The organism is Sediminibacterium sp. FW305-C-269 (genome assembly GCF_058231045.1).
The window spans coordinates 622,526-635,775 of sequence record NZ_JBIQXQ010000002.1 but is presented as its reverse complement, the minus strand read 5'-3'; the positions used below and the strand labels follow the sequence as shown (position 1 = coordinate 635,775).

9 protein-coding genes are annotated in these 13,250 nt (G+C 47.7%); 3 read left to right on the top strand and 6 right to left on the bottom strand.

The window, feature by feature from the left end; genetic code table 11:
- Window positions 1–25: 25 nt before the first annotated feature.
- Window positions 26–373, bottom strand: coding sequence for a 4Fe-4S dicluster domain-containing protein (locus tag ACH3Y6_RS08105; protein ID WP_490835095.1), 348 nt, complete (start codon window positions 371–373; stop codon window positions 26–28).
- Between the two features lie 60 nt (window positions 374–433).
- Here ACH3Y6_RS08105 and ACH3Y6_RS08100 point away from each other — a divergent pair, with 60 nt between their 5' ends.
- Window positions 434–1,438, top strand: coding sequence for an acyl-CoA reductase (locus ACH3Y6_RS08100; protein ID WP_490835094.1), 1,005 nt, complete (start codon window positions 434–436; stop codon window positions 1,436–1,438).
- A 218-nt stretch (window positions 1,439–1,656) separates the two neighbouring features.
- A complete protein-coding gene (locus ACH3Y6_RS08095) occupies window positions 1,657–3,180 on the top strand; it encodes a Do family serine endopeptidase (protein WP_490835093.1) in 1,524 nt (507 codons plus the stop codon).
- Between the two features lie 76 nt (window positions 3,181–3,256).
- On the opposite strand, the gene ACH3Y6_RS08090 is transcribed toward ACH3Y6_RS08095, so the two are convergent.
- Window positions 3,257–4,528, bottom strand: a complete 1,272-nt coding sequence (locus ACH3Y6_RS08090; protein ID WP_490835092.1) for an alpha-amylase family glycosyl hydrolase — start codon at window positions 4,526–4,528, stop codon at window positions 3,257–3,259.
- 47 nt (window positions 4,529–4,575) lie between these two features.
- Between ACH3Y6_RS08090 and ACH3Y6_RS08085 the strand changes: the two genes are divergently transcribed.
- On the top strand, window positions 4,576–5,916 hold the full coding sequence (locus tag ACH3Y6_RS08085) for an APC family permease (protein ID WP_490835091.1): 1,341 nt from the start codon (window positions 4,576–4,578) through the stop codon (window positions 5,914–5,916).
- 88 nt (window positions 5,917–6,004) lie between these two features.
- Here ACH3Y6_RS08085 and ACH3Y6_RS08080 read toward each other — a convergent pair whose 3' ends face one another.
- From ACH3Y6_RS08080 to ACH3Y6_RS08065, 4 genes are all read right to left on the bottom strand, one after another.
- On the bottom strand, window positions 6,005–7,732 hold the full coding sequence (locus ACH3Y6_RS08080) for a sodium:solute symporter family protein (protein ID WP_490835090.1): 1,728 nt from the start codon (window positions 7,730–7,732) through the stop codon (window positions 6,005–6,007).
- A 147-nt stretch (window positions 7,733–7,879) separates the two neighbouring features.
- On the bottom strand, window positions 7,880–8,032 hold the full coding sequence (locus tag ACH3Y6_RS08075) for a hypothetical protein (RefSeq protein ID WP_490835089.1): 153 nt from the start codon (window positions 8,030–8,032) through the stop codon (window positions 7,880–7,882).
- A 2-nt stretch (window positions 8,033–8,034) separates the two neighbouring features.
- Entirely contained in the window at window positions 8,035–10,527 is a 2,493-nt protein-coding gene (locus ACH3Y6_RS08070) for a PIG-L family deacetylase (protein WP_490835088.1), read from the bottom strand.
- 110 nt (window positions 10,528–10,637) lie between these two features.
- Window positions 10,638–13,133, bottom strand: a complete 2,496-nt coding sequence (locus ACH3Y6_RS08065; RefSeq protein ID WP_490835087.1) for a M14 family metallopeptidase — start codon at window positions 13,131–13,133, stop codon at window positions 10,638–10,640.
- Between the last annotated feature and the right edge of the window lie 117 nt (window positions 13,134–13,250).

Below are 13,250 nucleotides of genomic sequence, written 5' to 3'. Positions count from 1 at the left end.
TAAAGTTTCGCACATGGGATGTGCATTAGATGTGCAATCTGCCTTTCTTTTCAAGCAGCGACTCTACGGTTTCGCGGTACATTTCATCCGGTACACAGCAATCTACCGGGCAAACAGCAGCGCACTGGGGTTCTTCATGAAAGCCCTGGCACTCGGTGCATTTGTTGGGTGTAATGTAATACGTGTCTACGCTGATCGGTGCAAAACGCTGATCAGTTGAAACGACTGTTCCGTCTAACAGGGTGAAATCGCCTTTTACAGTGGTTCCATCAGAGATAGACCATTCAACACCACCTTCATAAATAGCGTTGTTGGGACATTCGGGCTCGCAGGCTCCGCAGTTGATACACTCTTCTGTAATTTTGATAGCCATACAAAATGGGTTTGTTGAGTTAGTGATTCTACATTTGCATATCAAAAATACGGCTGATAAATGATTTTACAAGAACGAATTATATTACTGGACCGTTTGGGCCGGTATCTGCTGGACCCCTCGGAAGAATGGGAGGAAATAAAAGCCCGTGCCTACCTGGAAAACCAGTGGTTCATCCCTGAATTTATTAACCGGGCCACCGAAAATATCGCCCGGCAATTCCTGAACCCGTCATTTTTGCAGAACTGGGCAGCCAGTTACAGGGTGCCTGAAAAACAGGCCAGTCCTAAAAATATCGGCATCGTTATGGCCGGAAACATACCACTGGTGGGCTTTCACGATTTTCTCTGCGTTTTTATAAGTGGTCATGTGGCTACCATCAAAACCTCCTCTAAAGACGAGTTACTGATCAAACACCTGATAAAAAAGCTGTATGAGTGGGATGTGACCATCCAGGATGAAGTTTGTTTTGCGGAAAGACTGACCGGCTGCGATGCCTATATCGCCACCGGAAGTAACAATTCAGGCCGGTATTTTGACTACTATTTCGGTAAATACCCCCATATCATCCGCCGCAACCGCACTTCGGTGGCTGTACTGGACGGCACTGAAACCCCGGCAGAACTGGAAGCACTCTCGGAAGACATACAACTCTATTTTGGCCTGGGATGCCGGAATATTACCCAACTGTTCGTTCCCAAGGACTACGATTTTCTTCCCCTCCTGGATACACTCAGGCATTATGCCCATTTTATGGAATTCCATAAATACAAACATAATTACGATTACCACCTGGCCCTGCTGATCATGGGTAACAAATACTATATGAATAACGATACCGTGGTGATGACAGAGAACAGCTCTCCCTTCTCACCCGTGAGCCAGTTACATTACCAGTTTTACGAAAATACAGCGGAACTTGCCCGCAGTCTGGAAAACAATAACGATATCCAGTGTATCGTAGGCCATGGTTACCTGCCTTTTGGTAAGGCCCAGAGCCCCGGATTAACGGATTATGCTGACGGGGTTGATACAATGGCATTTCTGATGGAGCAGGGATCGTGAATGGCCACGTGAGTCGTGAGTAGTCAGTAGTGAGTGGGGAATATCTCAGGGTATGACTTCGTCAAGCCTGACGACTGACGACTCAGGATCCATCTACGAGGATTGCCGTAAAACATTTGTTAAATGGTGAAACCGGTGACCTGTCAATTAAACAGGTTCGTTTATTTGCTATCAGAAAGGCATAGAATTTGAACTATTAACCAAAAAAGAGCCGTAACATGAATATGAACCTCAAGAACATTGTAGCCGTAGTGGCCATCAGTGCCAGCACCGCTGTTATGAGTGTATGGGGCTATGGAAAATTTATGGAACACCAGACCGCAGGTATCCAGGAAGCTGGGAAACTGCCTGTAAATTATGCCGGTTTTTTTGGCAATAACAACGCCCCGGCCGGCAGTATCGATTTTACCCCGGCAGCCACTACCGCCACCCCTGCAGTAGTGCATATCAAAACAAAAACAAAAGCCAAGCAGGTAAGTAACTCTGCCCGTCAGCGTTTCTCCAACCCTTTCTCCGACCTGTTCGGGGATGATTTTGGCGATTTCTTTGGCGGAGGCCCCCGCATCATACCCGAGCAACGTGCCAGTGGCAGCGGTGTCATCATTACAGATGACGGATACATCGTTACCAATAACCACGTGGTGGATGGAGCCGACGACATCAACGTGACTTTATCCAATAAAAAAACCTATAAAGCAACCATCGTAGGCACCGACCCGAGCAGTGACCTGGCTGTGATCAAGGTCGAAGGCAAGGGCCTTCCCTACCTCGTATACGGAAACAGTGACGATACCAAACTGGGTCAATGGGTGCTGGCCATCGGCTACCCGCTTACCCTGGATGTAACGGTTACTGCGGGTATCGTGAGCGCTAAATCCAGGTCCATCGGTATCAACGACAGGCAAAGCAATACAGCCATCGAATCTTTTATACAGACCGATGCGGCCGTCAACCCCGGTAACAGCGGCGGTGCCCTGATCAATACCAATGGTGAACTGATCGGTATCAATTCCGCTATTGCTTCCCCAACCGGATCTTATGCGGGTTACTCTTACGCCATTCCGGTGAACATAGTGAAGAAGATCGTGACCGACATTGTAAAATTTGGTGCAGTGCAGCGTGCATTCATTGGTATCCAGTATCCGAAAGAGAACCTGACCGATGAGCAGAAAAAAGAACTGGGCACGGGTTACAAAGAAGGCGAAGGCGTTTACGTGACCGATGTGCCCTCTGATGGCGCTGCAGCAGCTGCCGGTATCAAGAAAGGGGATGTGGTGACCAAGATCAACGGTAAGGAAGTGACTACCGGTCCTGAACTGCAGGAGCAGGTTACCCGTTATAAACCCGGCGATAAAATTTCACTCACTTACCTGCGTGGTGGGAAAGAAAATACCGTATCACTGACCCTGAAGAATAAGGCCGGTACAACCGATATCGTAAAAACAACTGGTATATTGGAAAAACTGGGAGCCGAACTGGTAGCTATCGACAGCAAAACAGCGGCTGCCAACCAGATCAATGGTGGCGTGCTGGTGAAAAAGATCGGTGATGGCCTATTGAAGAAAACAAGGATGCAGGAAGGGTTTATTATCACCAGTGTGAATGACCAGGAGATCAAGAGCGTAAATGAGCTGGACAAAATCCTCTCTATCAATAAAGGAAGAAAAGTGAAGATCGAAGGAGTTTATCCCGGATTTGAAAGCACTTATCCGTATCCGTTGGATCTGAGTGATGTGGATTAGGATCAATGAGTGAATGAGTGAATGTTTTTTTAGGCGGCGGTTTCTGGGAGACCGCCGCTTTATTTTTGTGGGCAGGTCAACTTATCTTTTCGTATACAAAGTATTCGCCGGACTGCAGTTCAAAATTCTCTGATCCGGTAAAGTAGAATTCCAGGCCGGTGAAAATATTTCTGAATTTGCCGGTGAGCCATTCATGCTGCACAGACACCTGTAAACGATCCTGGTTAGATACGTTGAGCAAAACAAGCACCGCCGCTTCATTTCTGCGACGCAGGAAGGCCATCAGTTGGTCATCATGTGCCGACGGGAGGATACAAGTTTCACCTTCCTGAACAGCCGGGTTGGTTTTATGCAGGTGTAAGAGTTCGCGGTAAAAATCTTCCAGTTGCAGCGGGTGTTTCCACTCAAACAGGTCTTTGTGAAAGAATTCTATCCGCTTGGTATTGGGGCTTTCCTGTCCGCTATAGATCAGTGGCATACCCCGCTCCCAGGTAGCGGTAAATACGGCCCAGGCTTTGGCCGCTTTACCATATTTCTCATACTCGGTCCCATTCCAGCTGTTCTCATCATGATTGGTGGTGAAGAACAGTTTTCGTGCGCCTTCCGGATATTGCGTATACGCATGTAATACTTCGCGAACATCGTGCAAACTGGCTTCTCCTCTTGCCTGTTTGCCGGTAGCATGCATCCAGCTCCAGGCGTAGCTAACATCAAATACATCATGGTAGCTTGTCTCTTCGCATTCTGCCAGCCAGAACAGAGGTTTAATGGCATCGCAGGCAGTTCTGGCTTCTCTCCAGAAATCCAAACTGACCAAGTGTGCCATATCACAACGGAAACCATCGATATTACATTCGTCCACCCAGTACTTCATGGCTTCGATCATGGCTTCACGCATGGCACTGTTGGTATAGTCAAGGTCGATGACATCCTTCCATCCGTTTCGTTCTGTAAAACCACCCTGCATATCTTTTACGTACCATTCGGGATGAGAAACGGTCCATTCATGATCCCATCCGGTATGATTGGCCACCCAGTCGATGATTACCTTAAAACCCAACAGGTGGGCTTCCCGAACAAGGTGTTTGAAATCGGTCAGGTCGCCAAATTCGGGACTCACACGCATATAACTGCTGCAGGCATAATAACTGCCCAGGCTACCCAGCCGCTCTTTTTCACTGATGGGTGTGATGGGCATGAGCCAGAGGATATCCACCCCCATTGCACGCAGTCGAGGCAAATGATTGCTGAAGGCCATAAAATTACCCTCCACGGTGTACTGTCGGATATTGACCTCGTATATATTGGCAGTTTTTGCCCAGTCTACTGTTGAAAACTTTTTACGCATAACGGATTAGTCTGCTTACAAAGAAATAGTTTTATGCCCACAAGCACATGAGCGAGCAACCAAAACTGGAAAGAAAGATAAGCCTTTTACAGGCTACGGCCATTAACATGACCGATATGGTGGGCATTGGCCCATTCGTGGTATTAAGCGTGGTGGCAGAAACACTGAAAGGTCCCTGGTTCTTATATGCCTGGATCGCGGGGGCCATTCTCTCATTCATTGATGCCATGATCTGGAGCCAGCTGGGTGCTACCTATCCGCTGGCCGGAGGTAGTTACAACTTCTTAAAAGAGGGCTACGGACCCAAGTGGGGCAAGCTGATGAGTTTCCTGTTTGTGTGGCAGACCATGATACAGGCCCCCCTGGTAATCGCTTCGGCTGCCATCGGATTTGCGCAGTATGCAGGGTATATCACCCATCTTGAAGAATGGCAAAGCAAATGTGTCAGTGGAGGATTGGTGATACTGATCGTGGCAATGCTGTACCGAAAAATAGAAGCCATTGGTAAAATCAGCGTGCTGTTATGGGTCGGTGTGCTGATCACTTTGTCCTGGATCATCGGAGGGGGACTGTTTCACGGACATTTTCTCGAACCGGTTCAACAGATCAATAACGGTTTACAGGTAGATCATGCTTTTGCTGCCGCTCTGGGTTTTGCCAGTGTAAAATCCGTATACAGTTACCTCGGATATTACAATGTATGCCATCTGGGTGGAGAGATCGTGCAACCCCAAAAAAACATCCCGCGAAGTATGTTCATCTCCATAGCCGGGATCGCAGTGCTGTATCTCATGATGAATATCAGCGTAGCTTCCGTGTTGCCCCTTGAACAGATCCAGAAAAGCAAGTTCGTGGTGAGTGAGTTTGTACAACACCTGTCGGGATCCACTTCCGCCACCATCGCCACCATCCTGATCCTCTGGGTAGCATTCGCTTCTGTGTTTTCGGCCACTTTGGGTTACAGCCGCATTCCCTTTGCAGCCGCCAGCGACGGAGCTTTTTTCAAGATCTTTGCCAGACTGCATCCTAGCAAACATTTTCCGCACATCTCTCTCCTATTCCTCGGCGGCATTGCATTTGTATTCAGTCTCCTGTTCAAACTGAAAGACGTGATCGACGCCATTCTCGCCATGCGGATACTGATACAGTTCATAGGACAGGGTATCGGACTGATGTGGCTGGTAAAACGGAAAGGCCGGTCGCATTTTGCCTGGCGAATGCCCTTCTACCCCCTGCCTGTAATATTGGCGATACTGATCTGGGGGTATATCTTTTTCTCTACCGGGCATAAGATGATGATGGGCGGAGTAACGGTGATCGGGTTGGGAGTGATCGCCTACCTGATCAAGTCATACAACAACAGGGAATGGCCGTGGAGGAGTAATTAGTAGTTAGTAATTGATCTGCTGTTCCACTATCATCAGTCGTAGTGATCCGATGGTAAGAGAACCGCAGTATTACAAAAAGAAATGAGTACTACCTGCTAACTGCCAATTGCTTTTTCATAAAGAGCTGCAGCAATAAAGCCAGTAATACCACCGCTACGGCACCCACCACATTGAGCCAGAGGAAACCAAGGCCGATCACATTGTATTTGTCCAGAAGGAAAAAAGTGATGACCACCAGCTCGCCGATGACCGCAGCGATAAAAACGGCATTACCGCCTACTTTTTTACAGTAGAACGCAACCAGGAAAATACCGAGTATCACACCATAGAAAAGTGATCCCAGCACATTCACCGCCTCAATCAGGCTCCCCATACCGGTGGCGAATTCAGCAGTGATGATGCAGAAAATCCCCCAACCTAACGTATAATATTTGGACAGTTTGTATTCATCAGCACATTTTATTGCATCGCTACTGTCGTAAGCAGAGCCACGAAAACGGACATGGAAATCGATCATGGTGCAGGAAGCCAGTGAGTTGAGTGCTGCTGCAATAGACCCCCAGGCAGCCAGGAAAATGATGGCAATGAGAAGGCCCACGATACCTTTGGGCAGGAAATCGACCACAAACCTGAGAAAGATATAATTGGTATCGCTGGTATCATCAGCCGGCAGGGCCTTCTTCAGGACAGTCTTATATTCTTTCTGAATGGCGGAAAGTTTCGCAGATCCTTCGCGAAGGCTGTCCTTATAATTTTCTTTTTTATCAATCACATAATTCCTGCTCAGCTTTTGCTGTACCAGTTGCTGTTCGTTGAATTTTTTTTCTATACCTGCCAGCGAATCTTTGTAACCGGTGGTCATAGCTTTTTCAGCAACTGCCTTATTGAAAAATACCGGCGAAGAATTGAACTGATAAAATGTAAACAGCATGGCGCCCAATAACAGGATCAGGAACTGCATCGGAACCTTCACCAGGCCATTCATAAGTAACCCAATACGACTTTCGGTATTGCCCTTGGCGGTAAGATAACGGCCCACCTGCGACTGGTCGGTACCAAAATAGGACAGCGCCAGAAAAAAACCTCCGATTACACCACTGATGATATTGTACCGGTCCTTCCAATCAAATCCTTCCGAAGAGATCCCGGTTGTGATCACATTCAACTTACCGGAGGCACCACTTACTTTCAATGCATCCGTGAACCCAACCCCTTCCGGCAGATAATGAACAATACAATAGCCCGCCACGAACATGCCCGCGAAAATGATGAGCAGTTGTAACTGCTGGGTATACGCCACCGCTTTGGCCCCGCCACTGACGGTATAGATGATGAGCAGGCCCCCCATCACTATATTGGTCCAGAAAATATCCCAGCCCAGTAAGGATGACAGGATAATGGAAGGCGCATAAATACTGATACCGGTTGACAAGCCTCTCGACAACAGGAAGAGGAAGGAAGTGAAGGTTCTTGTCTTCAGGTCAAACCTTTGCTCCAGGAACTCGTACGCCGTGAACACTTTTACCTTATGGAACAGGGGTACGAACGTGATACAAAGTATCACCATGGCGATCGGTAATCCGAAATAATATTGCACAAAACGCATCCCATCCGTAAATGCCTGTCCGGGTGCAGAAAGGAAGGTAATGGCGCTGGCCTGTGTTCCCATGATGCTTAACAGCACCAGGTACCAGGGCATGCTCCTGTCGCTCAGGAAATAGCCTTCCAGGTTCTTGGCTGTCCGGCTTTTATACAAGCCATAGGCAATGATGGCTGTGAGTGTGATCCCCAGTACTATCCAGTCAAGTTGGCTCATGAAAAGAATTTAGTAAACCAGGCAAAAAAAATGATCAGCAACGCCAGTACCACCAATACAAAAAAGTACCAGCAACGCCAGGAGGAAAAAACGGGTATCTTGTCTTTATGGGTCATAGTATTGACATGAATGCTTTACAAAAACAACTCATTTTTTGGTGCTGCTGCTAAGGATCCCTCCCGCCAGCATGCCAAGCATTAGTCCAACAATCAGGCCGATCTTTACATTTTTGAGGAACAAGCCGATGCCCAACCCCAATAATATCAATGTTACAAATCCGATTCTTTTCCTGGGCTGCATGGTTATGGATTTTTAGGTAATGCGATCAGGTTGGCCAGCAAACGGTATGCACCGGGTACACCTGCCGGTAACTGCCGGAACAACACAAGACTAACATACGCAAAATTACCTTTCCCGTAGGGTGTTATGGCCAGGCTTCCGTTGCTTTGTTTTTCGCCGGTATCATGCATGGCCAGCGGCATCACATAATGCGGGTCGGCCTGATCAACCTGGTAAGTGCTGCGCTCCTGAACCCAGCCTTCAAAATCCTTCTCCGTGATCTTGTTGGGGTAATTCAACACCGGGTGTTCGGGCAGCAGAAAACTTACCTGGGCATCTTCTTCCGTTACGCGTGAACCCGAACTGATCGAAAAAGGATATGGCCCCAGTTTGATCCGCTTATTGCCGACCGTATTACTTTTCACGTATTGTGCAATGAGATTGCCGCCGTTCTCTACATACTTGCTCAGCACCTCATTCTTATTGGTAAGGAATTCATAGATATTGCCGGCCCGTATACCCAATATCACTGCATCGAACTGGGCAAGCTGCTCTATCGAGAGATTTTCTTCGGAAAGTATCTTTACTTCATACCCCAACTGCTCCAGTGCCTGAGCCACTTTATCACCGGCACCTACTATATATCCCACTTTCTTACCGACCGTCTTGATGTTCAAGTTCAAGAGGTTGGCTTTTGCAGGAGCGAAGTAAGTGATGGTGGGAATATGGTCATAGGAGATCACCCGGGTGCTCCCATTCAACACTTGGGCCTTAGCAGGAACCAACGTGAGTTCTTCTTTCTGATTCTGTAATTTGTCCACTGGCGTAAATACAGATACCATCTCTTTGTTGGCCCCGGATCCTTGTCCGTTCATCACCAAAGGTTCCTGTTTAAAGAGTTGGGCCCTGGTTATGTCAGCCTCTAACTGTGCGGTTTGTGGAATATTCTGTTTTATCTGAACGGCCACTTTTACAGGAGAGCCATTCAACGAAACAAAATTCTCTTTGGTAAAGTTGGCTTCCACGGCGGGCAGTATTACCAGTGGCTGATACAATTCGCCCTTGGCAGGATCCACCACTTTGTATTGTACGGGGCGCCTGATCACAAAATCCTCCCCTTCGATCTCCACTGTATAAACGGCTTCATAAGCAGGATCGTTCTCGGCTTTTCCGATCAGCAACTGATCCCGTACATCAAATATGCCCTCAGCTTTGGGATATTCCAGCCAATACGGTTGCGATATCTTTTTATCGGGCGATACCCGATACATTTTATTGATCGTTACATTGTTATTCAATGTCAGAGGCAGGTTTACCGTGGTGTCAAACTTTTCCAGCACTACCTGTTTCAGACTGGCATTCACCTCCCTCCTTTTATTTAGGAAAAAACTGATGTTCAGCAGATCCCCCTGTACAACGGTCTCCTGCGCAGTAGTCGCTTCGGTGAACAGCGCCGAACAGGCTTCGATGAGCGCTTGTGTCTCTTCCAGTTTTTTATCGCGCCAGTTACCTGCAGGTAATTTTTTTATGGTACGGTATAACTGCACCAGTGCCGGAACAGAAGCTTCCGGTTTCTCGAACTGGTATTGGGCAAGGATCGTATTGACCTGGGCCTCCACCTGCTCCCCACCCGGGATCCTTCTCCAACCGGTAATGATGCCATCCATTAGATCATTTTTGGGGGCGTCGCCACCGAGGGTCTGGAAGAATTCATATACCTGTCCTCTCCTGCGTGGCCTTCCCTCACCCTGGCTCTTGTGCATGGTACGGGCTTCACCGCCGAGTTCGCCGTAACTCTTACCCAACAAAGCATTGTATCCTCCCACATCCATTTTAAACTGGTCGTTGGAAGTGGTATTGTTCCCGCCAAAATTGAAGGTATTCCAGAGTATCCGTTTGGCCTGCCAGGGCTTTACCCCATACTGGAACTGTTCCGGAAAACGTTTGGGATCTGCTGCAGCGGTATAGGCTTCCTGCGCAATGATCGAGGAAGCTGCATGATGTCCATGCCCTGCTCTTGCATCGCCGGGGAAACGTGTAATGATGATATCAGGTTGAAACCTGCGGATCATCCAGACCACATCGCTCAATACCTTTTCCTTGTTCCAGATACGCAACGCTTCCTCCGCACTTTTACTGAACCCGAATTCATAGGCACGGCTGAAATACTGCTCTGCCCCATCGATCCTTCTGGCAGCCAGTAATTCCTGTGTGCGTATCAATCCCAATTCTATGCCCTGTTCGCTGCCGATCAGGTTCTGACCGCCATCACCCCTGGTCAGACTCAGGTATCCTGTCCGATACAGTTTTTCTTTAGCCAGATACGGCAAAAAACCATTGTTCTCATCATCCGGATGAGCAGCTACATACAATACACTGCCCAATACATTCAGTTTTTTCAACTGCAGGTAGATATCGGTACTGCTGTTTGTTACCGGCGTCTGCGAATACGCGTCGGCACCGGACATCCAGCACATCGCAAAAAGAATCCAAAATGCTTTTGTTTGAAAGCGCATGAAACCAGAATTTAAATGTTTTCGAAGATAGTCTTAGTTGTGTAATTGATTCAGCCGTTTAACAAAAAAGTCAGGTCCGGGGACCTGACTTTTCACAAAACGATACGCTTTTATTGTCCTACCAGAAAAACCGCATTACAGATCAATAACTTTCCGTTCTCCCAGAAGTTCCGGAAAAGCGGGTTCTCGGCAAAATAGATCACGTTACCGCTACCCATATCCTGTACACCAAACACCACACCGTCTTTCAGTTTCGGCTTCAGTTTGCTGCCGGCAAAACCGGTCACATAGGCATCTTTTTTCATCACTCCCACATTCCAGCCTTCTTTCATGAATTCAAACATATTACCGTCCTGCTTCAGGGTAAAATAATGATCCGGATACCCAAAACCCAGCGGATGGGTATTGTCCAGCTCCAGTTTATAAATAGCCCCGGGTATGGAATTGGTCAGGTACTGGCTTTCTCTGTCTGCATATTTTTTCACATGGGCATATTCCCCCTTCTCCTCTGTTTTATCGTCTTTCAGTTTGATACCCCAATCTGAGGCGGACAGTATGGAAACTGCATTATCCAAAGCGATGAGTTTACCACCGTTGCGGACAAAATCCTTCAGCTTATCTGCTACGGATTTATCATTGAGAACCCGGTAATTACCATCTGGCATGATGAGCACCTGGTAATTACGGATATTGATCCGGGCTAGGTCCGCAGCATTGAGTAAGGTAATGGGATATTCCAGTTGCTTTTCAAAGAAATGCCATACCTCCCCGGCACTGCCGGATGCTGTCTGATCACCAGTAAGCATGGCCACTTGTAAGGCACTGTTGATGATCTTGACATCCGGAGAACCAAAATCAGCACCTTTATCCATGAATCCTGTCTCTACTGCCACCGGTTGCAGGTTAAATAGTTTGCAGGCTTCGTTAGCCACTTCATTCCAGTTTGCGGGATTACTGGTTTTCAGGATGATCAAAGTACCGCGATCAAAATTTCGTCCCTGATAGGTAAACGGTTTTTCGGCAAAGCGGACTTTCACGCCATTCTTCAGCATATATGCCATTGCCTTAGCAGCATTGAGCGACTGGTATGGGATCAGTACTCCGTAAGAAGACCTGGCTTCATGCAGTGCAGCCACCAGTTTTACCGCATTGGTCAGTTCCAGTTTTTCTTTGACTGCATATCCTTTAACACCGTAAGCATACGGTACACTCCAGGCAGTAATATCGTAAGTGTTGGAATCTGTAACAACCGTTCTGGGCTCCAGCAATACTTTCGCCATGGCAGACCTTGGTTGAAAAGCGCTTACAGCCACATGATAGCCTTCATCTGCATATGCATCATCCTTGCCGTTAGTATAGTTATATCCACGGAAATTTTTATTGGTCAGGGAACCATGCGCGATCCCATTCTGATCCAGCAATTTTATCACCGCTTTGATCTTGTTCTCATCCCTGGAAGTCATCACATAGGTTTTGTATTCACCAACCTTACCTGCCTGTCCGTCGTCGAAATATTTCCTGAACTCATCCACCAATTTCTGGCGGTTCTGCGAAGCGGTTTCAATAGTAGACAATCCCGTTGTATAATGGTGTGTGGCACGGTCCAGCAGGGTGAGTGTATCCCCGTCTTCGTTGATGATGCCCAGTCCACCACGCGGACCGCCACCCTGTTCAAAAGTCATACCGATGGCGCCGTTGTAAATGGGATAGGTATCTCCGTAAGAAGGATACAGCAGATCGAATCTTTCCTTGGTGAAGAACAACCAGCCATTACGATCGAAATACCTGGCATTGTTCTTACCGATCAATACCTGGAAGTCTTTCTGCCAGGGAGTGATCACTTCATGCAGCGGGTCAGCTGCGGGAGCAAAATAATAAGGCTCGTTGATCCCCTGTTCATGAAAATCAACGTGCACCTGCGGCATCCACTGGTTGTATTTTTTGATGCGTTGCTGGCTCTCCACCTGTGTTTGCCAGGCCCAGTCCCTGTTCAGGTCAAAATTATAATGGTTGGTCCTTCCTCCAGGCCAGGGTTCAGCATGCTCACGGGCTGCAGGGTCTGGATTAAAACGGGTTCCCACCATACCGTTGAACCAGTTCACATACCTGTCTCGTCCATCAGGGTTGATGCAGGGATCCATGATCACCACGGTATTTTTCAGCCACTCCTTGGTCTGCGCATTACCCGGATCCACGAGCGACCAAAGGGTAAGCATAGCCGCTTCCGAAGAGGAAGTTTCATTACCATGTACGTTATAACTCAGCCAGACGATCGCAGGTGCATTTTCCGTAGCCCCTTTGTTTGCGGCAAGCCCCGCCAAACCCAGGTTATTTGTTCTGATCGATTCCAGTTTCTGCAGGTTCTCCGGCGATGCGATATATGCTACGATCAATTCTCTGCCTTCATTGGTCTCACCGTATTTTTCAATCTTTACCATATCCGGTCTGGCCTGCGCCACGGAACGGAAATAGTCAACCACTTTATGATGACGGGTATAGCGGGTACCGATCTTATAACCCATGTACTGTTCTGGACTTTGCAAACCCTGTGCAAAAACAATATCGGCCAGCAACAGGAGTGCAAAAACGGATAATAATCTCTTCATATAGGTAATAAATAATCAGTGAATGTAGGCAAGAAAAAAAGCCAGCGGACATTATCCCCGAGTTTTTTTTACACAGCTATGCCAAGAGGCTTTGAGGTGTTCCAAAAAGCAGTAATT

What these genes read in the sequence shown, in the direction of transcription:
- ACH3Y6_RS08105 (WP_490835095.1), bottom strand. Translation starts at nt 373, where the DNA reads ATGGCTATCAAAATTACAGAAGAGTGTATCAACTGCGGAGCCTGCGAG.
- ACH3Y6_RS08100 (WP_490835094.1), top strand. Translation starts at nt 434, where the DNA reads ATGATTTTACAAGAACGAATTATATTACTGGACCGTTTGGGCCGGTAT.
- ACH3Y6_RS08095 (WP_490835093.1), top strand. Translation starts at nt 1,657, where the DNA reads ATGAATATGAACCTCAAGAACATTGTAGCCGTAGTGGCCATCAGTGCC.
- ACH3Y6_RS08090 (WP_490835092.1), bottom strand. Translation starts at nt 4,528, where the DNA reads ATGCGTAAAAAGTTTTCAACAGTAGACTGGGCAAAAACTGCCAATATA.
- ACH3Y6_RS08085 (WP_490835091.1), top strand. Translation starts at nt 4,576, where the DNA reads ATGAGCGAGCAACCAAAACTGGAAAGAAAGATAAGCCTTTTACAGGCT.
- ACH3Y6_RS08080 (WP_490835090.1), bottom strand. Translation starts at nt 7,732, where the DNA reads ATGAGCCAACTTGACTGGATAGTACTGGGGATCACACTCACAGCCATC.
- ACH3Y6_RS08075 (WP_490835089.1), bottom strand. Translation starts at nt 8,032, where the DNA reads ATGCAGCCCAGGAAAAGAATCGGATTTGTAACATTGATATTATTGGGG.
- ACH3Y6_RS08070 (WP_490835088.1), bottom strand. Translation starts at nt 10,527, where the DNA reads ATGCGCTTTCAAACAAAAGCATTTTGGATTCTTTTTGCGATGTGCTGG.
- ACH3Y6_RS08065 (WP_490835087.1), bottom strand. Translation starts at nt 13,133, where the DNA reads ATGAAGAGATTATTATCCGTTTTTGCACTCCTGTTGCTGGCCGATATT.